Here is a 21,904-nt window from a genome sequence, read left to right on the forward strand (position 1 = left end):
CCGTAGAGTCCGGGTATGCCGATTCCAACGGACCGGGAGATCCGGGCGCTGCACGCCGAGCTCGCGCCCACCCGTGCTGCGTTCGACCTCGTCCACACGCACTGCCGGATCGTGTGCCAGATCGCCGAGCGGCTCGTCGAGCTCGGCGGGCTCGACGTCGACCTGGAGCTGGTGCGGGCCGGAAGCCTGCTCCACGACATCGGCGTGTACCGGCTGATGGACGCCTCGGGGGTGCTCGACGGTGCGCACTACGTGCGCCACGGTGTGCTCGGCCACGAGGTGCTGTACGCGCGGGGGTTCGGCGAGGCGCTGTGCCGGTTCTGCTCCTGCCACACGGGCGTGGGCATCACCCGCGCCGACGTGCGCTCGCAGGGGCTGCCGATCCCCGAGGACGACTACACGGCCGGATCGACCGAGGAGGAGGTGGTGATGTACGCCGACAAGTTCCACAGCAAGAGCAGCCCGCCGGTATTCGTCTCGGCCGCCTCCTACGCGCGCAGGGTCCGCCGATTCGGCACCGACAAGCAGGCCCGGTTCGAGGCGATGGTCGCCCGCTACGGCAAGCCCGACCTGGAGGCGCTCTCGCTCTCCTACGGGCACGCCCTGGTCTGAGCGGGCGTGCCGTGGCCGCGCGGATGCGCGGCCACGGCACCGGCGGGCCCCGCCCCTCACACCCTCTCGACCGGCAGCCACAGCTGGGCCTCGGCACTGGTGCGGTCGGCCGTGTACTCCACCCGCAGCAGGCTGGGCCCTGGCCGCATCCGATAGGACGGCTGGGAGGGGAACCAGTGGGCGAAGGCGTCGGCCCACAGGCGCTGCAGGGCCTGTGGGAAGGCCCCGGTGGGGCCGGATCGGGGGAAGACCGCCCACGCTCCGGCCTCCACCTCCAGGCAGTCCATGCCCTCGGGTGCGGGGGCACAGGTGGCCGCCGCGTGGTGGTAGTCCAGTTCGCTGCCCTCCTCGTAGCCGGGGGCGACGTCGGCGGTGGCGGCCAGGACGCCGCGGGGCTCCTGGTCGGAGAGCCGTTCCACCCGTTCCGTGGTGGCCGGGTCGATGCTCCGGACGAACGCGTCGATGTCGGGGTTGTCTCCCTCGTGGACGAGTCGGACGCGGGCGCGGGGGCCGACGAGGCGGAAGGCCCCCTTGTCGACGATGCGGTAGCGCACGGCGGTGCTCCCTTCGATGGTCAGGCGGAACCTCATCTGGGGCTGGGAGGTGAGCACCGCGCCGGTCCGTCGGGCCTGGGCGGGGCCTACGCCGTGCTGGGCGCGAAAGGCCCGGGCGAAGGCCTCGTGCGAGCCGTAGCCGTAGGACACCGCGATGTCGAGCAGGCCGCGGCGGCCGTCAACCACTTCGTCTCCGGCCAGGGTGAGCCTGCGCCGGCGCACGTACTCCGACAGCGGCATCCCGGCCAGCGCGGAGAACAGCCGCCGAAGGTGGTACTCGGAGGTGAGCGCGGTGCGTGCCATCTCCGCCGTGTCCGTCGGAGCCCCTGGGTCGGCCTCGATCTGCTCCAGGGCCCGGTTCAGCCTCTCCAGCACGGTGTCGCCTCCCTTGTCCACCACCGACGTTAGGGATACCCGCGCCGAGCGCACCCGATCGTTCGCGACCCGTTCCGGTCGGGGGATCCGGGACCGAGTGATCGTCGCGGGCCTCGGTCCGCCCAGGTCGGCCCCGATACTCCGGGGGAGCCCGCCCCCGGTCCCGGAGGGCGCACGCGATGCGCGCGACCGTGCCGGGCTAAGACCGGGGCCGGGGTGCGGCGGCCCGGGCCCGGTCCACGATCCGGGTGAGTTCGTCGTGGTGGGCTCCGGGCCAGAACACGCTCCGGCACACCTGGCAGCGCGCGAACGTGTCGTAGGTAGCGCGGGTGCCGGCGGGGAGCTGTTCGGCGACCTCCTCCTTGGCCGCGGGGGCGAGCGGGCCGTTGCAGTGCACGCACCGGGTCCAGGGCGCCAGGGGCGGGGCGAAGCGCTCCAGGACGTCGTCGAGCTGTTCGTCGGGGCGGTGGCTGCGGACGTGGGCTCCGGCGCGCAGGGCGCGGCGCAGCAGCAGGCCTCGGTCGCGGGTGAGCAGGACGCGGTGCTCGGCGTTGGCCTGGGCGAGCAGGGAGGGGTCGTCGCGGTCGTTGTCGTAGGCGGTGTCGATTCCGAGCAGGCGCAGGCGGCGGGCCAGGGTGCCCAGGTGTACGTCCAGCAGGAAGCGGGGCGGGTGGAATCCGGGCGGGAGCGGCTGGGGGCGCGGTGCGGTGGCCACGTCGACCCGCTGCCCGAGGCGGGGCCGGTGGGCGGGGGGAAGTCGGTCGCCGTCGGCGTACAGGCCGCCGACCTCGGTCAGGGGCACGCCCAGGGACTGCACGAGGTGGCCCAGGGAGGCGGTTCCGTCGTGGTCGGCGCGGACGGTTCCCCCGCGGTGGCGCGGCGGGAGGAAGAACCGCAGTTCGGGTGCGAAGCGCAGATCCACGGTGGCCCGTTGCATTGGTCCAGGATGGCACGGACCGGCGAAGGCCCGGCCATGGGTTGACCAGGCCGATCAGTCGGCGGCCGTGACGGCCGGCAGGCCGTCGATACTGGCGGGGCTGGGAACCCCGCCCCCGTTGCGCTCCTGGAGGCGGTCCAGCAGGTCGCGGTCCCCTTGCGGTTCCATCAGGGGGACGGCGAACCCGCACGAGTCGGAGATGCGCTCCACGTCGACCACGATGATCGAGCGCTGCCCGGCCGTGCGCTCCTTGGGAAAGTGCGGGCGCAGGTCGGCGAACTCGGGGTCCGAGGCGAGCACGGTGCGTCCGCGCCCGTGCAGGCGCACGATCTTGGGCGGCCCGTCGAAGGCGCAGAACATGAGCACGATGCGGCCGTTCTCCCGCAGGTGGGCGATGGTCTCCACCCCCGATCCGCTGTAGTCGAGGTAGGCCGCCCGGCGCTCACCGAGGACCGCGAAGGTCCCGTTCATGCCCTTGGGGGAGACGTTGACGTGCCCGTCGGCGTCCAGCGGTGCGGTGCCCACGAAGAACACCGGCTGGTCGAGGAGGAAGCGCGCGAGCCGGTCGTCGATGGCCTCGTAGATCTTTCCCATGGCAGACCAGTGTTCCAGAGGCCCGCACGGGTGATCGACACAGGTCGGCTTCGGTGCCTACACCCGGCGCAGGGGGAGGTGCGGGCCCCGGGGCGGGTGCACGCCGACGGCCGCACCGGGCGCGACGGTACCGCCGGTGAGCACGATCCCCATCACTCCCGCCAGGTAGGCGGTGGATCCGTCGCCGCCGCGGCGGACCATCTGCCTGAGCAGGCCGGGGGAGAAGCCGTCGATCTGACGGCAGGGATTGCGCAGGCCGGTGATCTCGACGCGGGCCTCGTCCCCCAGGTGCAGGACGGTCCCGGCGGCCAGGCCCAGCAGGTCGATCCCGCGGGTGGTGATGTTCTCCCCCATCTGTCCGGGGGCGACGTCGAACCCGGCGCCCGCGACCGCGTCCAGGAGTTCGGCGTGGATGAGGTGGACCTGGCGCAGGTTGGGCTGTGAGGGGTCCCTGGCCACACGGGAGCGGTGCTGGACGGTGGCACCCATGTGGGCGTCGCCCTCCACCCCCAGCCCGGCGAGCAGCCGGACGCGGGCAAGGACCGGCTTGCTGAAGGTGTGGGCGGGGCCGGCGCTGACGGAGACGACTCTGGCGGCCATGGCGCTCTCTTCCTGTCTTGAGCGGTACGGGCGGGGTACCCGCTTGATGCGGGACGGGCGAAACCGCCCACACGCACGGCCCTGTTCCGATAACTTCGCGTGCATGGCTGTTTCCGCTGAGCACGAGGTCCGGGTGCGGCTCTTCCAGGAGTGCCCCGAACTGGCTCCCCGTCTGCTGTCCGAACACCTGGGTGTGGAGGTCCCCGCATACGACCAGGCGGTCCTGCAGTGCGCCGACCTGGGTGAGGCCGTGCCCGTGGAGCGCAGAGCCGACGTGGTCGTCGCACTGCTCGACAGTGCTGTCAACGTGGTGCTGGAGGACCACGGGCACACGCGGATGGTGATCGTCGTCGAGGTGCAGAACGAGTACCGCGAGTACAAGTTCCGCAGGTGGGCGCACTATGCGGGCTCGGTGGCCGATGTCCACGAGTGCGAGGCCGCGGTCCTGGCCGTGTGCCCGAAGCAGTCGACTGCGGACCGCTTCGACGCGGACTTCCGGGTGGGCCCGCGGCACCTGTTCCGCCCCCTCGTCCTGGGCCCGGACCGCCTGAGCGCCTTCACCGACCCGCGCGAGGTGGCCCGGTCGCCCCTGCTGGCGATCCTGGGTGCGACGGCGGACTCGCAGGCCCCAGGGGCCCTCAAAGCGCTCCTGGAGGGCTTCGCCTGCCTCGATGAGGCGACCGCCGCCGACTACACTCAATACACGCTGACGCTGCTGGACGAGGACTCCCGTCGCAGGGTGGAGGAGATCATGGCGACCGACACGTACAGGTACTCGAGCGCGTTCACCGAACGCTACGTCCAGCAGGGTGTCCAGCAGGGTGTCCAGCAGGGTCTGCTGGAGGGCGAGGCCCGAGTCCTGCTCAAGGTCTTGGACCGCCGCGGCGTCGTCCTGTCCGAGGAGGACCGCCGGCGCATCCGCGAGTGCGCCGACGCCGACCAGATGGACCGGTGGACGGACCGCGCCCTGACCGCCGCCGACGCCCGGGAACTGTTCGCCTGAGCGCCTCAGATCTGCAGCTCGTCCGGGAAGCCGGTCCAGCGCAGGTCGGGGTCCAGGTGGGAGACCTCGTTGTAGGTCAGCACGGTGGGGAAGCGGCGGGGGCTGTAGCGGATGACGGTCAGCGCCGCGTTCGCCGGCGCCAGGTCCACCCACTTCCAGGAGGGGGTGCCCAGCGCCAGGCTGGCCACCCACGCCACCAGGTAGGCGTGGGTGATGACCACGTCGTGGGTGTCGGTGTCGTCGGTGGGGCCGGTGAACCGGTCCAGTGCCCGGCGGGCCAGGTCGGGTCCGGCGTCGAGTTCGGAGGCGGGGCGTCCCTCGAGGAAGGCCAGCACCCGGTCGGCGTACTCGTCGGGCAGCTCGGCTCGGGTAGGCACGTGGGGGACGTAGTCGCCGGCCTCGGGCACGGACTGCGACAGCACGCCGGGCAGGTGTTCGGCGACCGTGCGCGCGGTCTGGGAGGCGCGGGGCAGGGGGCCGTGGTGGAGCGTGTCGGGTTTGAGTGCGCGCAGGCGCCGCCCCAACTGCTCGGCCTGGCTCCAACCCTCGGGGGTCAGGTCGCCGGTCTCGGGGTCGGCGTGCGCGTGTCGGGCAAGGTAGAGGTACCGGGTCGCTGGCACGGGGCTCCTTGGAAGACGGGGTCCCCAGGAGGGTACCGGTCAGGGACGGACCGTAGGCGGGAAAGGGGTGTGTGCGGGGGGTGCCCCCGCACACACCTTGCGCCTTAGTCCCGGTGCTCGGGCTCCTCGGGGTTGCGGTGCAGGTTGAGCACGGCCGCGAGCAGGCCGCCCCAGACCAGGACGATGGCGACGGCCATCATGATGATGGCGCTGGTGGACATCACCGCTCCCCTTCCGTGCCGTGCGAGGCGGCCTCAAAGTCCCGGGCCGCGAGTGCGTCGGCGGTCCGCCAGGGCACGAGCGAGACGACCACGCCGAAGACGATCGCCCCGAGGGCTACGCCCCAGCCCGCGGCGAGCAGGAAGCCGGTGGGGTAGTCGCCGTAGTTCTGGGCCAGTTCGGCGCGCAGGCTGTCCCACATCATCAGGCCCAGCAGCACCGGTGTGAGCGCACCCAGGGTCAGGCGCCACCACAGGCCCAGCTTGACCGAGGACACGGCGTCGACGTGGCGCTGGAGCATCGGCAGCCTGCGGGCGATCCAGGACACGGCCACGATCAGCACGAGCGCGGCCAGGGCGATGCCGTACTGGTTGATGAAGTGGTCGAACACGTCGAGGAAGAACAGGCCCCCGTGGGTGGGAAACAGCAGGATCGAGGCGAGCGCGGTGGCGCCGCCCACCAGCAGGACGGTGGGGACGCGGCCCAGTCCGGTGCGGTCGTGCACGGCCGAGACGATGACCTGCACGATGCTGATGAGTGAGCTGAGCCCGGCGACCACCAGTGAGGCGAAGAACAGTACGCCGAACAGGTCGGCGCCCACGGGCAGGCTGGAGATGATCTGGGGGAAGGCGACGAAGGCCAGCCCCAGCCCGGAGGTGGCGACCTCGTCCACGGCGGCGCCGGTCCTGGTGGCCATGAAGCCCAGCGCGGCGAACACACCGATGCCGGCCAGGATCTCGAAGGAGCTGTTGGCGAACCCGGCGACCAGGCCGGATCCGGTCAGGTCGGTCCTGGGGCGCAGGTAGGAGGCGTAGGTGACCATGATCCCGAAGCCCACGGACAGGGAGAAGAAGATCTGTCCGTAGGCGGCGATCCACACGCCGCCGTCGGCCATGGCACCCCAGTCGGGGGTGAACAGCGCGTCCAGGCCCGTGGCGGCACCGTCGAGGGTGAGGGCCTGGATGACCATGATGAGGAACAGGGCGACCAGCAGCGGGATGAAGACCCGGTTGGCCTTCTCCACGCCGTTGCGGATGCCCAGTGCCAGGACGCCCAGCACGAGGGCCCACACCGCGATCAGGGGCCAGGCCACCCCCGAGACGTAGCCGGAGACCATACCGGGGGCGTCGCCGATCCGGAGGAAGTCGACGAAGAAGAAGGCGTCGGGGTCCTCGCCCCACCGCTGCCCCACAGAGAAGAAGGTGTAGCGGATGGCCCAGGCGATGATCACGGCGTAGTAGACCGCGATCACGAAGCAGATCGCCACCTGCCACCAGCCGATCGCCTCGGCCGGGCGCCACAGCCGCCGGTAGGCCAGCGGCGGCGAGGAGCGGAACCGGTGCCCGACGGCGTACTCCAGGATCAGCAGGGGGATTCCGGCGGTGAGCAGGGCGACGAGGTAGGGCACCAGGAAGGCGCCGCCCCCGTTGTCGTAGGCGATGTAGGGGAAGCGCCAGATGTTGCCCAGTCCGACGGCGGACCCGATGGCCGCCATCAGGAAGCCCGCGCGCGTCCCCCACTGCTCGCGCGTGTGTCGGACCATGTTCAGGCCTCCCGAATCCATCCCGTCGTTCGCAAATCGAACGCTAGCAGGGTGTGGACACAGGAGCGCGGATCAGGGGATCCACTCGCCTTTATGTCTCGGATCTTCGGGTTTTTATAGGCGTTTTGTCGAGGATCACCGTCGGCGACACGCGGGACGAGGCGGGCATGGGAGACGTCTTTGGTCGATCCGGGCGGCGCGCGTGGCGTGCGTGGCTCAGGGCCGGTGGGGCGGACGGGGGTGCATCCGGACGCCCGGCAGTTCCGGGGACGGCAGCGCGGGGCCGGGGTCCCCGGCCACGGGGGCGAAACGGGCGTCCCCCTCGGTGCGGGCCCGCTCCCAGTGGGCGCGGGCCGCGACGATCTCGTCGTGGTCGCGCCCCACGAGGTTCCACCACATCAGCAGGTCCTCACTGAAGGGGGTCCCGCCGATCACCAGTAGGCGGGCGTCGCGGTCGGTCCTCAGGACGACCTCTTCGCGCCCCGGGCCCAGGTACAGCAGCGCCCCGGCCTCCACCCGGTGGCCGAGTACCCGCAGCGGGGCGTCCAGCGCCAGCACGCCGTGCTCGAAATCCCCGCGCAACGCCAGAGGTACGGCGGCCCCGGCCGCCAGGGCGACCTCGGCGCCCATGAGCGGGGTGTGGGTGCGGGCGGGGGAGCGGTGCCCGTGGACTTGTCCGGCCAGGACGGTCACCCGGGCGTCGGTCAGGGTGAACACGGGCAGGTCGTCGTGGTACTCGAAGCGGGGCAGGCCGCGGCGTTCGGCCTCGGGCAGCGCCACCCACAGCTGCGCCCCGTGCAGGACCGGTGGCCGCTCCACCGGAGAGCGCTCGGAGTGGGCGATGCCCCCGCCCGCGGTCATGAGGCCCAGCCGACCCGGGAGGACCACCCGGTCCGAGCCCAGGCCGTCGCGGTGGCGGACCGCGCCCCGGACCAGCCAACTGACGGTCTGCAGGCCGATGTGGGGATGCGGGGGGACCTGCATCCCCTTTCCCCCGGACACGTCGGCGGGGCCGAAGACATCGGCGAAGCACCACGCGCCGATCATGCGGCGGTGCCTGCCCGGCAGCGACCGCAGGACCGGCATCGCGCGGGGTCCGCCCAGCGGGACCCGCCGTGGTGCGAGCAGTTCGACGGAGGGCGGTCCAGGGGCGGGCCGGGCCGTGCACACCTGCTGTTCGCCTGGATGGGGTTCCTGGTTGCTCACCCTGCCGACGGTAGCCGAGGGCGGGGCCCGCCGTCGGGATGGGCCGGCGGCGTCCCCTCCGGCCAGGGGCGGAACGGGCCTCCACGATCCCACTGGTGCTGGGAGGGTGGTTTGCCGTAGTCTGGAAAGCGCTTTCACGCGGAAAGGCGGTATCCACCCATGGGTGATCACGTGTTGGGTGCGGCCATGAACGGCGCCACCGGACGCATGGGGTACAGGCAGCACCTGACCCGCTCGGTTCTGGCCATACGCGAGGAGGGCGGCCTGCGCCTGCCCGACGGCTCCCGGATCCTCTCCGAACCGATCCTGGTCGGGCTCGCGGTGGGGCGGCACCGGGAGTCGGTGCCCCACCTACGGTAGCGGGGTGAACCTGGACTATTGCCTTGATGACCTGGTGGAGCAGGTGCGGGGGTGGGTGGCGGCCGGGCACACGGCGGTCAAGATCAAGGTGGGTTCGGCCGATCTGGCACGTGATGTGGAGCGTGCGCTGGCGGCGCTGGAGGAGTTCGGGCTGCGTTTCGTGGAGGAGCCGCTGCCCGCTCAGGACCTGGAGGCGCATGTGCGGTTGCGCAGGCACAGGTGTCGGTGCCTGCGACCCTGCACTAGCGCGGGGGCCGATCGCCGTCGGGTGCCTCTGTCGAGCGGTCGTCGGCCAGGACACCGGGTTTTAGGGGCGGGCGGTCTCAGCAGCGCACGGGGCGTCGGGGGTGAGGGCTCGGCGGGTGCGTGGTGGTGTGCCCGTGCACGGCGGTCCGCCGCCGGGGCAGTGCGCTGACCGGTGTCCGGTCAGCAGGCGGGCGGTGCCGTGCTGGCGCGCTCGACGACCTCGCCCCGGACGGTGACCACGCGCGGTTCCTGGGCGGGCTCGCCGTCCAGGGCCAGTGCGGCGGCCCGACGCCCCATCTCCTCCAGAGGCAGCCGGACTGTGGTCAGGGCGGGGGTGAGGTCGCGCAGGGTGGGGATGTCGTCGAACCCGGCCACCGACAGGTCGCCGGGCACGCTCTTGCCCAGGTCGCGCAGGGCCGCCATCGCGCCGGTGGCCATGACGTCGTTGACCGCGAACAGGCAGGTGGCGTCGTTGCCCGTGGCCATGAGGCGCCGGGTGGACTCGTAGCCGCCGTCGCGGGTGAAGTCGCCGTGGACCACGTTGTGGTGGGCCAGGCCCAGTCCTGCGGAGGAGAGCGCGGAGTGGAATCCGTCCAGGCGTTCGCGTGCGGTGCTCAGATCTGTGGGGCCGGCCAGGATGGCGAACTCGCGGTGGCCCTGGGCCATGAGGTGGCGGGCCAGGTCTGCCGCTCCGGCGTGGTTGTCGGGGCTGACGGTGTCGGCGGGCAGGCCGGGCTGGGACACGCACGCAACCCGGCCGCCCTGGCCGCGGAACACGTCGATCTCCTTGGCCAGGCGTTTGTTGGCCTCCTCGTCGGTGGCGCGCGAGCCGACCAGCACCACCGCGCGGGCCCGGTGGGCACGCAGGGTCGCCAGCAGGCGGCTCTCCCTGTGGTGGGAGCGGCTGGTGGTGCCCAGCACCAAGACCAGGTCCTGTTCCTCGGTGTGGCGGGTGACGCCGGAGGCGATGGAGGAGAAGTAGGGGTCGGAGATGTCGTGGACGATCAGACCGACCAGTGAGCTGCTGTTGCGCGCCAGGGTCTGTGCGGAGGCGTTGGCCAGGTAGCCCAGTTCCCGGGCGCTGGCGGTCACCTTCTCGCGTAGGCGCTCACTCACCTGGCGGGTGCTGCCGTTGATCACGCGCGAGGCCGTGGCCAGGGACACCCCGGCGTGCTCGGCGACCTGTTCCAGAGTGACGTAACCGGCCCCCACACCGCTTCCCCTCTTACTACGCACCACGGTGGAAAACACTTTCCTCTCTGTAGCGTAGCGGAGAGCGCCCGCTGGTCAGTGCCGTTCGGCGGACGGATGCTGTTCGGGGGGCAGTTGTGTGCGCCAGGTGCGGGCGGGTTCCCACCCCAGCAGGGTGCGCGCCCGTTCGGAGGAGAACACGGCGCGGCCGTCGGCGAGGGTGTGGGCGCTCCCGCCGGTCGTGGGGTGGTGTTCGGGCAGGAGCGTGTCGAGGGGGTCGGGGGCCATGGCGTTGAGCCCCTGGCCGATGGGGACGGTGCCGGGGTTCTCCACCACGAGGGCGAAACGCCTACACGATCGTCGCCGACTCGGCCGCCTTTTGGGCTTCTCGTTCTTCGCCCGCCAGCACGGCGAGAAGCTGTACGACGAGGACGGGTCGCTGGGCTTCTCCGAGGAGCCCCTGACCAAGTGGTTCGAGCTCACCGAGGAGTTGCTGGACAACGGCGGACAGCCGGAGGCCTCCCAGAGCGTGGAGATCGAGGCCGGTGGCCCCGACCAGTCGGTCCTGGCCACCAACAGCGGTGCGATGGCGCACTTCTGGACCAACCAGTTGGGCGGCTTGACGGGGTCGGCCGGATGCGACCTGGAGCTGCTGCGCTACCCGGGTGAGACCGAGTCCGACCGGACCGGCATGTTCTTCAAGCCGGCCATGTTCTACGCCGTCTCGTCCGAGTCCGACCACCCGGAGGAGGCCCTGAGCAGTTCGTCTCCGAGGTCGAAGAGGCCAACGGACAGTAACCGCCCACCGGGGGGGTGGGCCCGTCGGGAGCGTACTCCCGACGGGCCCTTCCATGCGCGCCGTGCCCCAGGGCTACGCTCGGCCGTGTCAGGAACCGGTACCACCGAACGCGGAGGCCCCGTGGCAGCGCAGCCCGTACGTCGTCGAACCCCGGGGCTGGCCTTCGCCGCCGCCTCCGCTCTGGCCTTCGGCGGGGCGGGTGTGGCGGCCCGCCCTCTGCTGGAGGCGGGTCTGGATCCGCTGCACGTGACGTGGCTGCGCATGGTCGGGGCGGCGGTGGCGCTGGCGCCGGTCGCCCTCGCCCGCTGGCGGCTGGTGCTGCACAGGCCCCTGCTCGTCCTGGGCTACGGGATCTTCCCCATGGCGGGTGTGCAGGCACTGTACTTCGCTGCGGTCGCACGTATCCCGGTGGGCGTGGCTCTGCTCCTGGAGTTCACCGGCCCGGTGCTGGTGCTGCTGTGGTTTCGCCTGGTGCGCCGCAGGAGGGTGTCGGCCTGGGCCGTGTCGGGTGTCGTGCTGGCCGTGGCCGGCCTGGTGCTTCTACTGGAGGTGTGGGCGGGCCTGCGCCTGGACGCTGTGGGGGTGTCCCTGGCTCTGGGGGCGGCCGCCGGGCAGGCCGGGTACCTCCTGCTCTCCGACGCGGCCGGGGAGGACACCGATCCGTTGGCGCTGGTCGCCTCCGGGGCGCTCGTGGCGGCGGTGGTGCTGGGGGCTCTGGCCAGCCCGTGGGATCTGCCGTGGGCGGTGCTGGCCGAGCCGCTGCCCCTGGGCGGGGCGCGGCTGCCGGGGTGGGTGCTGGCCCTGTGGCTGGGGCTGGTGTGCACGGCGGTGGCCTACCTTACCGGGGTCGCGGCCATCCGGCGCCTGTCACCGCAGGTGGCCGGGGGAGTGGCCTACCTGGAGGTAGTGACGGCGATCGTGCTGGCGTGGGTGCTGCTGGGGGAGGCGCTGGGCCCGGTGCAGGTGCTCGGCGCGGTGGTCATCGTGGCGGGTGCGTGCGTGTCCCAGGCGGCGGTGCCCTCCGGGCGCGAGGCTCCGGCCGCGGTCCCCGAGGCCGAACCGGACCTGCGGTGAGCCGGATCAGGCCGGCGGGGTGAGCGGGGTGAGGTCGAGTTCGGCCCAGGCCACGTCGTACCAGGTGTCGAACTTGTATCCGACGCGGTGCATCACGCCCACGTCCCGGAACCCCAGCGCGCGGTGCAGTGCCAGGCTGGCGTCGTTGGGCAGGGTCATGCACGCGATGGCGGAGGTCATGCCGCGCGCGGCGAGTCTGGGCATCAGGGCCTCGTAGAGCGCGCGGCCGTGGCCGGAGCCGCGGCGTTCGCGGTCCAGGTAGACGCTGACCTCGCAACAGCGGCGGTAGGCGGCGCGGGCGCGAAAGGCGGCGCCGTAGGCGTAGCCGATGATCCGGTCCCGCTCCTCCAGGACGATCCACGCGTGTTCGCGCTGGCAGGCGGTGATGCGGTCAGCGATCTCCCCGGCACCGGGCGGGTCCAGTTCGAAGGTGATGGCGGTGTCGGTGGCGTAGGGGGCGTAGATCTCCGCGCAGGCCTGGGCGTCGTCGCGCGAGGCATCGCGGATCAGGGTGGTCACTGCACTCATGTTCACCATGCTAAACGAAGTGTGCACTATGGTGAACGCATGAGTGACGCACTCGGCACCGCCCTCGCCGTTTCCCTGCGCGAGCTGCGCACCTCCCGCGGCCTCACCGGAACCGCTCTGGCCGAGCGCGCCGGGGTATCCCGTGCCATGGTCAGCCGGATCGAGCGCGGGGACGTGCAGCCCACGGCCGTGCTCCTGGGGCGGCTAGCGGCAGCGCTGGGAATCACGCTGTCCCAGCTCATCGCGCACGCCGAGCACGACGGCGGGCGTCTGGCACGCCGGGCGGACCAGCAGGTGTGGACCGATCCCGAGACCGGTTACCGGCGGCGGTCGGTCTCCCCCCGGGGGGGTGCGGTGGAGCTGGTGGAGGTCGAACTGCCCGCTGGGGCGCGGGTGTCCTACCCGGCCGAGGCCTATCTGCTCGCCCACCACCAGATCTGGGTGGTCGAGGGCGTGCTGGTGTTCCGCGAGGGGCGGGAGGAGCACGTGCTCTCGGTCGGCGACTGCCTCGAACTCGGTCCGCCCGCCCCCTGCGAGTACCACAACCCGGAGGGAAAGGTCTGCCGCTATCTGATCGCCCTCACCGTGCGCCGGAGCTGAGGCCTTACCAGCGGTGGTGGACGTGCGGTCGGACCAGGTCGTGGTAGATCCGGCGGACGCGCTCGTGCGTGTGGGCGCCGAGCGGGGCCAGCGCCGCGGCATCGGCGTTGCGCCGGGCCTGGTCGGCGTTGCGGGCACCGGGGATGACCACGCTGACGCCCTCCTGGTCGAGGATCCAGCGCAGCGCGAACTGCGCCATGGTGGCCTCCTCGGGCACCAGGGGGCGCAGGCGTTCCACGGCCTCCAGGCCGACCTCGTAGGGCACGCCGGAGAAGGTCTCGCCCTGGTCGAAGGCCTCTCCGCCCCGGTTGAAGGTGCGGTGGTCGTCGGAGGCGAAGGAGGTGTGGGCGGTGAAGCGGCCCGAGAGCAGGCCGCTGGCCAGGGGGACGCGGGCGATGATGCCGACCCCGGCTTCGCGGGCGGCGGGGAGGACCTGTTCGAGGGGCTTGTGGCGGAAGGCGTTGAGGATGATCTGCACGGTGGCCACGCCGGGACGGGCGATGGCGGCCAAGGCCTCCTCGCAGGTCTCCACGGACACGCCGTAGGCGCGCATGCGGCCTTCCTCGACCATGGCGTCCAGGTCGTCGAAGACGGCGTCGGTGTCGATCACCTCGCGGGGCGGGCAGTGCAGTTGGACGAGGTCGACGGTGTCCACGCCGAGGTTGTCGCGTGAGCGGTCGTTCCAGGCGCGGAAGTGGTCGGGGTTGTAGTTGGCGGGCCGCTGGTCGGCGCGGCGGCCCATCTTGGTGGCCACAGTGAGGCCGGGGCGCTCCTTGAGGAGTCGGCCGACCAGCCTCTCGCTGCGGCCGTCACCGTAGACGTCGGCGGTGTCGAAGAAGGTGACGCCGGAGTCAGCGGCCGCGTGCAGGGCGGCGAGGGCGTCGTCTTCCGTGACTTGTCCCCAGGTGCCGCCGATCTGCCAGGCGCCGAATCCGACGGCGCCCACGTTCTGCTTGGTGCGTCCGAGCGTGCGTGTGTCCATGGGGCCGATCCTAGGCCTATGGGAGCGTTCCCAAACACGGGTGCACCCGGTCGTCCCACCTCAGGGGTCCGCCTGTACCGCCGGGACGCGCGAAGGCGCCCGTGCCGTCTTCGGGCTGACATGTGCGGCGGGAGGGGCCGCAGCGTCGTCCACACCCTGCACCCGCACTCGGTCTTCACACCCCAGCATCGGCGCGGCCCGTGCACCGGCCAGTGCCGTCCCGGCCGCGGCCGACAGCCGGGCCCCGTGCTCTGGTGCGGGCCGCCCCTCCTTGAGAGCAGCGGTTCCTTCCGGCTCCGAAGAGGCGGGGTTCCTGGCTCGATCACGCTGAAGAGCTTCCGCCCGGAGCCCCGGGCCCGTGCCCTGGGTAGGAAAGGAAAGCCACGCCCGGCGTTCACCGCGCCGCGACGGATGGTCCACGACGGTTCACGCCGTGTTGTCGGCGGGAGGCTACCGTCGCCGCGTCAGCGCTCCCCCGGCAGAAAGGCACCCCCATCGTGTCCGACTCCGCTGCCCGCCGCACCCTCGCCGCTCTCGGCACGGCCGTACTGACCCTGGCCTGCGTGGCAATGACGCCCCCTGCTGCCTCAGCGGCCACCGGTCCCCAGCGCGTCATCCTCGTCCCCACCGCTGATCCCGCTACCTCCCAGACCCTCACCTGGCGTTCGCAGGGCTCCGGCGCCCCCGTCCTGGAGATCGCCCCCGCCGCCGCACCCGACCAGGTCACCACCGTCGGGGGTGCCGAGACCGGATCGGTCGGCGGCTCCTTCCACGCCGCCACCGCGGACGGTCTGGCCCCCGACACCGACTACCGCTACCGCGTGGGCGACGGCACCGCCTTCAGCCCCTGGCGCACCTTCACCACCGCCTCCTCCGGTGCCGACCCCTTCACTTTCCTGTACTTCGGCGACGTGCAGAACGGCATCTCCACCGGCGGCGCTCCCCTGGCCCAGGCCGCGCTGGCCGCCGAGCCCGACGCCGAGCTGGCCGTGCACGCCGGCGACCTGGTCAACGACGCCAACAGCGAGTCGGAGTGGACCGACTGGTTCAACGCCTTCGGACCCGAGGCCACCGGAACCATGAACCACGTCACTACCCCCGGCAACCACGAGTACGCGCTGCTCTCCCTGAGCGACTACTGGCGGCCTCAGTTCCCCACGCCGGACAACGGCGCCAGCTCCTGGGGACGCCACCTGCCCTTCACCACCTACTACACCGACTACCAGGGCGTGCGCTTCGTCGTCCTCAACTCCAACTACCGCCAGGCCGCGCCGATCGGCAGCCGGATCTGGATGGACCTCCAGCGGAACTGGCTGGAGGACGTCCTGGCCGACAACCCCCACCCCTGGACGGTGGTCACCTTCCACCACCCCGTCTTCTCCAACAGCCCCGACCGCGACAACGCCGTCCTGCGCCAGGCCTGGCTCGACACCTTCGAGGACTACGACGTCGACCTGGTCCTGCAGGGCCACGACCACTCCTACGGGCGCGGCAACGCGGCCGCCAACGCCACCGCCGACCCGGCCGTGCAGACCGGGCCGGTCTACACCGTCGCGGTGACGGGCACCAAGATGTACGACATCTCCGAGGACAACTGGACCGATAACGGTGCCGAGGTGCGGGTGCAGTTCTCCGACACCTCCACCTACCAGGCTGTGGAGGTGGACGGCGACACCCTGCACTACACCGCCCGCACCGCGGACGGCACCGTCGTGGACTCCTTCACCATCGACAAGAGCGACGGCAAGACCGTGACCGACACCCTCTAGGTCCCTTCCGTTGCGAAAGCCCCGGTCCCCAGTGTGGCGCCACCGGGGACCGGGGTGTCATCCGAGTGCGGCGGGCTCCTGCGGCCCGCCCTCGGTGAACTGTGTGCGGTACAGCTCGGCGTAGCGGCCCTCCAGCGACAGCAGTTCGGTGTGGGTGCCGCGTTCGACGATCCGTCCGGCCTCCACGACCAGGATCGTGTCGGCCGCGCGGATCGTGGACAGCCGGTGGGCGATGACCAGGGAGGTGCGGCCGCGCAGCGCCTCGGCCAGGGCCTCCTGGACCGCCGCCTCGGAGGTGGAGTCCAGTGCGGAGGTCGCCTCGTCGAGGATGACCACCTCGGGGTCGGTCAGCAGCAGTCGGGCGATGGTCAGCCGCTGGCGCTCGCCGCCGGAGAAGCGGTAACCGCGTTCACCGACCACCGTGTCCAGGCCTTCGGGCAGAGAGGCGACGAGCCGGTCCAGGCGGGCGCGGCGCAGCGCGTCCCACAAGCGGTCGTCGGTGGCCTCGGGGCTGCCCAGGGTGAGGTTGGCCCGGATGCTCTCGTGGAAGAGGTGGCCGTCCTGGGTGACCACGCCCAGGGCCTGGCGGATCGATGCGAAGGTCAGGTCGCGTACGTCGTGGCCGCCCAGGCGGACGGATCCGGTGTCGGCGTCGTAGAGGCGGGGGGCGAGCTGGGCGATGGTGGACTTGCCCGCGCCCGAGGATCCGACCAGGGCGACCATCTGTCCCGGTTCGATGTGGAAGGACACGCCGTGCAGGACGGTGCCGTGGTCGGCGGTGTCCAGAGCGGCGACCTCCTCCAGGGAGGCCAGTGACACCTTCTCAGCGCTGGGGTAGGCGAAGGTCACCTCGTCGAACTCCAGAGAGGTCGGCCCTTCGGGCAGGGTGCGGGCGCCGGGCCGCTCGCGGACCAGGGGTTCGAGGTCGAGGACCTCGAAGATGCGGCTGAAGCTGACCAGGGCGCTCATCACCTCCACGCGTGCGCCGGCCAGGGCGGTCAGCGGTGCGTACAGGCGGGTGAGGAGCATGCCCATGGCCACGACCGTGCCAGCCTCCAGTTGGCCGCGCAGCGCGTAGATGCCGCCCAGCCCGTAGACCAGGGCCAGCGCCAGCGCGGAGACCAGGGTGAGCGCGACGAAGAACACCTCCTGGACCATGGCGGTGCGCACGCCGATGTCGCGGACCCGGCCGGCGCGGCGGGCGAACTCGGCGGACTCCTCGCGGGGGCGGCCGAAGAGTTTGACGAGGGTGGCTCCGGGGGCGGAGAAGCGTTCGGTCATCTGGGTGCCCATGGCGGCGTTGTGCAGGGCGCGTTCGCGTTCGATGCGGGCCAGGCGGGCGCCCATGCGGCGTGCGGGCAGGACGAACACCGGGAGCAGGGCCAGGGACAGCAGGGTGATCTGCCAGGACAGGCCGAGCATCACCACTAGGGCCAGGGCGAGGGTGACAAGGTTGCCCGCCACGCCGGAGAGGACGTCGCTGAAGGCACGCTGGGCTCCGATGACGTCGTTGTTGAGGCGGCTGACCAGGGCTCCGGTGCGGGTGCGGGTGAAGAAGGCGACCGGCATGCGCTGGACGTGGTCGTAGACCGTGGTGCGCAGGTCCAGGATGAGCCCTTCGCCCAAGCGGGCCGACATCCACCGCACGGCGAGGGCCAGGGCGGCCTCGGCCACCGCGACGGCGGCGATGAGTCCGGCAAGGGCCAGGACCAGCCCCAGGGCGGAGCCCTCGATGACGGCGTCGACGATGCGGCCCGCGAGCAGGGGGGAGGCGACGGCAAGGGCCGCGGTGACCACGCTCAGGGCGAGGTACCACGCCAGTCGGCGGGAGTGGGGACGGGCGAAGGCGGAGATGCGCCGTAGGAGCGGTAGGGAGAAGGGGCGCTGGTCCTCTTGGGCGTGCATGGCGTGGTACATGGAGTTCCACGCGGCCATCTCCATCATGGGTGGTCTCCCCCTGGGGTCGCGGTCGTCGGGGTCGATCCGACCATAGGACCTCAACATTTGTTGAGGTCAATTCTGGTGGCCGGAGGTTCCTCCGGTCGGGGTCTCTTCCTCCTCCTTCGGGCCGATCCGTTCGCGGTCGTCGTCATCACCGTGTTCGATCTGGACGAGTGCGCCTATGCCGCGCTCAGAGCGGGAGCCCGGGGCTTCCTGCTCAGGGACGCCGGGCCGGACCTGCTCGTCCCGGCCGTGACGGCGCGGCGGTACCCGATACTGGGGGAGCGATTCGAGCCCGAAGGGGGAGATGTGACCACCACCGACACCGGCGGCACCGCTGCGCAGGACGTCAGGAAGCTGCACTATCGCGAGGCCGGGACTGGCGACGTCCCGGCGCTGGTGGGGCTGGTCAACTCCTGTTACCGGGGTGACGGCTCGCGGCAGGGGTGGACGACCGAGGCACACCTGCTCGACGGCCAGCGCGTGGACGAGGGTGGGATGGCCGCCCTGCTGGCCCGCGACGACACGCTCGTCTTGGTGGCCGAGTCCGGCGGGGACCTGGCGGCCTGCTGCGAGCTGCGGCGCGGCGCGGAGGACGCCTACTTCGGGATGTTCTCCGTGCGGCCCACGGTCCAGGGCGGCGGGCTGGGGCGGCGTGTGCTGGCGGAGGCGGAGCGCATCGCCGCGCGCGAGTGGGGGTGCCCCCTGATGCGGATGCAGGTGCTCAGGCAGCGCGCGGAGCTCATCGCCTGGTACGAGCGGCGCGGCTATGCCCGTACGGGCCGGACCTTCCCCTTCCCCTACGGCGACGCGCGCTTCGGCCTGCCCAAGCGCCCCGACCTGGCCTTCGTCGAACTCGCCCGCGACCTGGGCGGGGAGTCGGCTTAGCGTGCCGGAGGATCATCCCTGTTCGAGGTTGGCCGACATGCGTTCCAGGACGTCGACGGCGGCGTGGTACTCCTGTTCGCTGATGCCCCGGCTCAGGCGGCGGCGCCCCTGGCCCACCTTGTCGAAGAGCTCCTCGTGCGCGCTCTGCCCGGCGGCGGTCAGGGACAGGGGGGTGCCGCCCTCCACCCAGCCGCGACGGCGCAGCTCCTCCACGGCGGGGGCGACGGTGGGCTCGCCCTCCTCCAGGAACGGGGCGAGCCTGTGGTCCAGGTCGCGCACCGTCGCGGGTTCGCTGTGCAGGGAGGTGAGGACCTGCCAGTGGCGCCGTCCCAGTGATTCGGTGGACAGGGCGCGGTCGAAGTCGTTCTCGATCAACCGGTCCAGGTGCTTGAGCCAGTAGCCGATCGGCAGGTCGGACATGGTCTCCTCCAGTGTGCGCGACGGTGTCCACACGGTTTCCGACGCTATACCGGCCGTGCCTGGCCTGGCCAGCGGTCTTCCCGGGTGTCGGTGTCGGTTCTAGGCACGGCACAGCAGGGCGCCGCGGGGCACGACGAACACCGCGTCGGGGTCCTGGCTCCACCGGATCCACCCCTGGGAGATGCCCTCCAGCTCCTCACGGGTGACGTGGCCCTCGTGGACGGCCTGGAGCCCCAGGTCCGAGACCAGGATGCGTTCGGCCCACATGGTGCCCCACCAGTGGCGGCGGTCGGGCGCGGAATGGCTCCAGGCCTCGGCCGCGTAGGTGACGTCGGTGAACCCGGCCGCGTGTGCCCAGGCCACCATGTGGCGGCCGGCGTCGGGCTCTCCGCCGTTGGCGCGGGCCACGCTCTGGTACAGGTCCATCCACGCGTCCAGTTCAGGCAGGCGCGGGTACCAGTACATGGCGGAGTAGTCGCTGTCGCACACGGCCACCGCGGCGCCGGGGCGGGCCACGCGCCGCATCTCGGCCAGGGCGCGCACGGGGTCTGCCACGTGTTGCAGGACCTGGTGGGCGTGGACGATGTCGAAGGAGTCGTCGGGCAGGTCCAGGCCGTGGGCGTCGCCGACCCGGAAGTCGATGTTGTCCGCGCCTGTGTTCCTGGCGGTGGTGCGGGCCAGTTCGATCGCCTCGGGGGAGGCGTCCACGGCGGTGACGGGCCCGGGGGCGACCCGCTGGGCCAGGTCGACGGTAATGGAGCCGGGGCCGCATCCCACGTCCAGCAGGGAGCGGCCTGGGGTCATCTCGTGCAGGGCGTAGGCGGCGGAGTTGGCGGCGTTGCGCCAGCGGTAGGAGTCGGTGACGGTGCGGTGCTGGCCGTGGGTGTAGCGCGCCATGGGGCGTCCCTTTCGGTGGGAGGGGTCCGGTTCTCGGACATTACACCCACGTCTCTCTTCATGAGACGCGTTTCTCATATTCTGGTACGCACGGTGTTGTCCGTACCGGATGCGCGCGCGTGACCGGTCTCGCCTATCCTCACCACTGAGGGTCGCCGCGGTCCCCCGGGCGGGCCAGACCCCACCCACTCCAACGGGGGTCTGGAGCCAGCGTTGACCGTCAAGCACAGCCACGTCGAGGCCAACGGCGTCCGCCTGCACATCGCCGAGCAGGGGGAGGGGCCGCTGGTCCTGCTCCTGCACGGCTTCCCCGAGAGCTGGTACTCCTGGCGCCACCAGTTCACACCGCTGGCCGAGGCCGGGTACCGGGTCGTGGCCCCCGACCAGCGCGGGTACGGCGGCAGCGACGCCCCCGAATCGGTGGACGCCTACACCCTCCCGCACCTGGTGGGCGACGTGACCGCGCTGATCAACGCCCTGGGGGCCTCCGACGCCGTGGTAGTGGGCCACGACTGGGGCGCACCCGTGGCCTGGACCACCTCACTGCTCCGCCCCGACCTGGTACGCGGCGTGGTGGGGCTGAGCGTACCGCCGCTGCCCCCGGCCGGGATGCCCGCGATCTCGGTGACGCGTGAGATCTACGGCGAGGACTTCTACCAGGTCCGCTTCCAGAGCCCGGGGGAGATCGACGCCCAGATGGGCGCCGACCCCGCCGCGTTCCTGCGCCGCCTGCTCTACACCGCCTCGGGCGACAACCCCGACGACCACGCGATGTGGATGATCGCCCAGGGGCAGCCCCTGCTGGAGAGCCTCGCCGACCCCGAACAGCTCCCCGGCTGGCTCACCGAGAACGACCTGGATGTGTTCGCCGGGGCCTTCCAGGGCCCCGGCGGCTTCACCGGACCCCTCAACTGGTACCGCAACATCGAACGCAACCAGGGGCTGCTCGCCCCCTTCCAGGGCCGCACGGTCGACGTGCCCGCCCTGTACGTGATCGGCGACCGCGACATGGTCGCGAGGATGCGCGGCGTGGACTTCCTGCGCGAGAACCTCCACCTGGTCGCCCCCCGCGTCTACGGCAACATCACCCTGCCCGGATGCGGCCACTGGACCCAGCAGGAACGCCCCGCCGAGGTCAACGCCGCGTTGCTGAACTTCCTCGCCGAACTGGAGAGGGACGACCGGTGAGCGTACGCGGGGCGGATCCGGCGGAGAAGGTTCCGCGGGCGTGTCGATCCGGGGCGGTGCCGCGCGACGTGTAGGTGAGAGGGCGGGCACGCGCCCCGCCCACGCACCGCGACACGAGAGGACACCCCGATGGTCACCGTCACGAGCATCACGCCCTTCCTGTGGTTCGACGACCAGGCCGAGGAGGCCGCACGCCTGTACACCGGCCTCTTCGACGGCTCCCGTATCCTCGGCACCACCCGAAGCGGCCCCGAGGAGCGGGTCCTGACCGTGGAGTTCGAACTCTCCGGGCAGAGGGCCGTCGCCCTCAACGGCGGACCCGCGTTCACCTTCACCGAGGCGTTCTCCTTCCAGGTCCTGTGCGAGGGCCAGAAGGAGGTCGACGCACTGTGGGAGGCCCTCACCGCCGACGGCGGCCGGGAGGACCGCTGCGGCTGGCTCAAGGACCGCTTCGGACTGTCCTGGCAGATCGTCCCGGCCCAGCTCATGGAACTGCTGAGCGACCCCGACTCCGGCCGCGCGCAGCGGGCCACCCAGGCCATGATGGGCATGCAGAGGATCGACGTGGCCGAACTGCGCCGCGCCGCCGACGCCGGGTGAGCCGCCGGGGCACCGAGCGCCCCGGCACACGCGGTGGTGCCTCCACCACCGTCATTTCACGTGCTGGCGGCATCGCCCGGGCCGGGTCCGGAAAACTACCGTGTCCACCATGAGCGGTGACAGCGCCCCCTATGGCACGGCCCCCGGCGGGGGCCGTG

General features: G+C 71.8%; 23 protein-coding genes and 3 pseudogenes. 11 read left to right on the plus strand and 15 right to left on the minus strand.

Features of this window, described 5'->3' with window-relative positions:
- The first annotated feature begins 15 nt into the window (after positions 1-15).
- Positions 16-612, plus strand: coding sequence for an HD domain-containing protein (locus B042_RS0118600; RefSeq protein WP_028649596.1), 597 nt, complete (start codon positions 16-18; stop codon positions 610-612).
- A gap of 56 nt (positions 613-668) precedes the next feature.
- Here the strand turns inward: B042_RS0118600 and B042_RS0118605 are convergent, their stop codons facing one another.
- From B042_RS0118605 to B042_RS0118620, 4 genes are all read right to left on the minus strand, one after another.
- The gene (locus B042_RS0118605; protein ID WP_028649597.1) at positions 669-1,541 is read right to left on the minus strand and encodes a helix-turn-helix domain-containing protein; all 873 of its coding nucleotides are present in this window, start codon (positions 1,539-1,541) and stop codon (positions 669-671) included.
- A gap of 199 nt (positions 1,542-1,740) precedes the next feature.
- Positions 1,741-2,478 carry a Mut7-C RNAse domain-containing protein gene (locus tag B042_RS0118610; protein ID WP_028649598.1) on the minus strand — a complete coding sequence of 246 codons (738 nt, stop codon included), beginning with the start codon at positions 2,476-2,478 and terminating at the stop codon, positions 1,741-1,743.
- A 54-nt stretch (positions 2,479-2,532) separates the two neighbouring features.
- Positions 2,533-3,072 (minus strand): pyridoxamine 5'-phosphate oxidase family protein, encoded by a 540-nt coding sequence (locus tag B042_RS23850; protein ID WP_051415782.1) that lies wholly within the window; start codon positions 3,070-3,072, stop codon positions 2,533-2,535.
- Between the two features lie 57 nt (positions 3,073-3,129).
- A complete protein-coding gene (locus B042_RS0118620) occupies positions 3,130-3,672 on the minus strand; it encodes an MOSC domain-containing protein (protein ID WP_028649599.1) in 543 nt (180 codons plus the stop codon).
- Positions 3,673-3,775: 103 nt separating this feature from the next.
- Between B042_RS0118620 and B042_RS0118625 the strand changes: the two genes are divergently transcribed.
- On the plus strand, positions 3,776-4,675 hold the full coding sequence (locus tag B042_RS0118625; protein ID WP_028649600.1) for a hypothetical protein: 900 nt from the start codon (positions 3,776-3,778) through the stop codon (positions 4,673-4,675).
- Between the two features lie 5 nt (positions 4,676-4,680).
- On the opposite strand, the gene B042_RS0118630 is transcribed toward B042_RS0118625, so the two are convergent.
- From B042_RS0118630 to B042_RS0118645, 4 genes are all read right to left on the minus strand, one after another.
- Positions 4,681-5,295 (minus strand): histidine phosphatase family protein, encoded by a 615-nt coding sequence (locus B042_RS0118630; RefSeq protein ID WP_028649601.1) that lies wholly within the window; start codon positions 5,293-5,295, stop codon positions 4,681-4,683.
- A 104-nt stretch (positions 5,296-5,399) separates the two neighbouring features.
- Complete coding sequence (locus tag B042_RS25350; RefSeq protein WP_081748864.1) at positions 5,400-5,516, minus strand: methionine/alanine import family NSS transporter small subunit; 117 nt, start codon at positions 5,514-5,516, stop codon at positions 5,400-5,402.
- A complete protein-coding gene (locus B042_RS0118640; protein ID WP_028649602.1) occupies positions 5,516-7,057 on the minus strand; it encodes a sodium-dependent transporter in 1,542 nt (513 codons plus the stop codon). Before B042_RS0118640 ends, B042_RS25350 begins: the two co-directional genes overlap by 1 nt.
- Before the next feature lie 216 nt (positions 7,058-7,273).
- Complete coding sequence (locus B042_RS0118645; protein ID WP_028649603.1) at positions 7,274-8,263, minus strand: pirin family protein; 990 nt, start codon at positions 8,261-8,263, stop codon at positions 7,274-7,276.
- Positions 8,264-8,422: 159 nt separating this feature from the next.
- Here B042_RS0118645 and B042_RS26250 point away from each other — a divergent pair.
- Positions 8,423-8,602: pseudogene (locus tag B042_RS26250) on the plus strand (gfo/Idh/MocA family oxidoreductase); the annotation flags it as partial.
- A 447-nt stretch (positions 8,603-9,049) separates the two neighbouring features.
- Here the strand turns inward: B042_RS26250 and B042_RS0118655 are convergent.
- Together B042_RS0118655 and B042_RS0118660 are read right to left on the minus strand one after the other, a co-directional pair.
- A complete protein-coding gene (locus B042_RS0118655; protein ID WP_028649605.1) occupies positions 9,050-10,081 on the minus strand; it encodes a LacI family DNA-binding transcriptional regulator in 1,032 nt (343 codons plus the stop codon).
- Between the two features lie 75 nt (positions 10,082-10,156).
- Positions 10,157-10,396 carry a hypothetical protein gene (locus B042_RS0118660; RefSeq protein WP_028649606.1) on the minus strand — a complete coding sequence of 80 codons (240 nt, stop codon included), beginning with the start codon at positions 10,394-10,396 and terminating at the stop codon, positions 10,157-10,159.
- Between the two features lie 46 nt (positions 10,397-10,442).
- On the opposite strand from B042_RS0118660, the pseudogene B042_RS26740 reads away from it, so the two are divergent.
- Positions 10,443-10,814: pseudogene (locus B042_RS26740) on the plus strand (carbohydrate ABC transporter substrate-binding protein); the annotation flags it as partial.
- 165 nt (positions 10,815-10,979) lie between these two features.
- Positions 10,980-11,933 (plus strand): DMT family transporter, encoded by a 954-nt coding sequence (locus B042_RS0118665; RefSeq protein WP_028649607.1) that lies wholly within the window; start codon positions 10,980-10,982, stop codon positions 11,931-11,933.
- Between the two features lie 6 nt (positions 11,934-11,939).
- Here the strand turns inward: B042_RS0118665 and B042_RS0118670 are convergent, their stop codons facing one another.
- Positions 11,940-12,470, minus strand: a complete 531-nt coding sequence (locus tag B042_RS0118670; protein WP_197024360.1) for a GNAT family N-acetyltransferase — start codon at positions 12,468-12,470, stop codon at positions 11,940-11,942.
- 30 nt (positions 12,471-12,500) lie between these two features.
- Here B042_RS0118670 and B042_RS0118675 point away from each other — a divergent pair, with 30 nt between their 5' ends.
- Positions 12,501-13,061 (plus strand): XRE family transcriptional regulator, encoded by a 561-nt coding sequence (locus tag B042_RS0118675; RefSeq protein ID WP_028649609.1) that lies wholly within the window; start codon positions 12,501-12,503, stop codon positions 13,059-13,061.
- Positions 13,062-13,065: 4 nt separating this feature from the next.
- On the opposite strand, the gene B042_RS0118680 is transcribed toward B042_RS0118675, so the two are convergent.
- The gene (locus B042_RS0118680) at positions 13,066-14,043 is read right to left on the minus strand and encodes an aldo/keto reductase (protein WP_028649610.1); all 978 of its coding nucleotides are present in this window, start codon (positions 14,041-14,043) and stop codon (positions 13,066-13,068) included.
- Between the two features lie 497 nt (positions 14,044-14,540).
- Between B042_RS0118680 and B042_RS0118685 the strand changes: the two genes are divergently transcribed.
- Entirely contained in the window at positions 14,541-15,812 is a 1,272-nt protein-coding gene (locus B042_RS0118685) for a metallophosphoesterase family protein (RefSeq protein ID WP_028649611.1), read from the plus strand.
- 57 nt (positions 15,813-15,869) lie between these two features.
- On the opposite strand, the gene B042_RS0118690 is transcribed toward B042_RS0118685, so the two are convergent.
- A complete protein-coding gene (locus B042_RS0118690; protein ID WP_028649612.1) occupies positions 15,870-17,747 on the minus strand; it encodes an ABC transporter ATP-binding protein in 1,878 nt (625 codons plus the stop codon).
- A gap of 135 nt (positions 17,748-17,882) precedes the next feature.
- On the opposite strand from B042_RS0118690, the pseudogene B042_RS26255 reads away from it, so the two are divergent.
- Together B042_RS26255 and B042_RS0118695 are read left to right on the plus strand one after the other, a co-directional pair.
- Positions 17,883-18,014 (plus strand): annotated as a pseudogene (locus B042_RS26255) (DNA-binding response regulator); the annotation flags it as partial.
- 48 nt (positions 18,015-18,062) lie between these two features.
- On the plus strand, positions 18,063-18,641 hold the full coding sequence (locus B042_RS0118695) for a GNAT family N-acetyltransferase (RefSeq protein ID WP_028649613.1): 579 nt from the start codon (positions 18,063-18,065) through the stop codon (positions 18,639-18,641).
- Positions 18,642-18,653: 12 nt separating this feature from the next.
- Here B042_RS0118695 and B042_RS0118700 read toward each other — a convergent pair whose 3' ends face one another.
- Together B042_RS0118700 and B042_RS0118705 are read right to left on the minus strand one after the other, a co-directional pair.
- Complete coding sequence (locus B042_RS0118700) at positions 18,654-19,061, minus strand: MarR family winged helix-turn-helix transcriptional regulator (protein ID WP_028649614.1); 408 nt, start codon at positions 19,059-19,061, stop codon at positions 18,654-18,656.
- Positions 19,062-19,160: 99 nt separating this feature from the next.
- Positions 19,161-19,958, minus strand: a complete 798-nt coding sequence (locus B042_RS0118705) for a class I SAM-dependent methyltransferase (RefSeq protein WP_028649615.1) — start codon at positions 19,956-19,958, stop codon at positions 19,161-19,163.
- A 213-nt stretch (positions 19,959-20,171) separates the two neighbouring features.
- Here B042_RS0118705 and B042_RS0118710 point away from each other — a divergent pair, with 213 nt between their 5' ends.
- Entirely contained in the window at positions 20,172-21,146 is a 975-nt protein-coding gene (locus B042_RS0118710; RefSeq protein WP_028649616.1) for an alpha/beta fold hydrolase, read from the plus strand.
- 129 nt (positions 21,147-21,275) lie between these two features.
- On the plus strand, positions 21,276-21,746 hold the full coding sequence (locus tag B042_RS0118715; RefSeq protein WP_028649617.1) for a VOC family protein: 471 nt from the start codon (positions 21,276-21,278) through the stop codon (positions 21,744-21,746).
- The last annotated feature ends 158 nt before the right edge of the window (positions 21,747-21,904 follow it).

Origin of the sequence: Nocardiopsis sp. CNT312, from assembly GCF_000515115.1 — a bacterium.
Classification (GTDB): domain Bacteria; phylum Actinomycetota; class Actinomycetes; order Streptosporangiales; family Streptosporangiaceae; genus Nocardiopsis.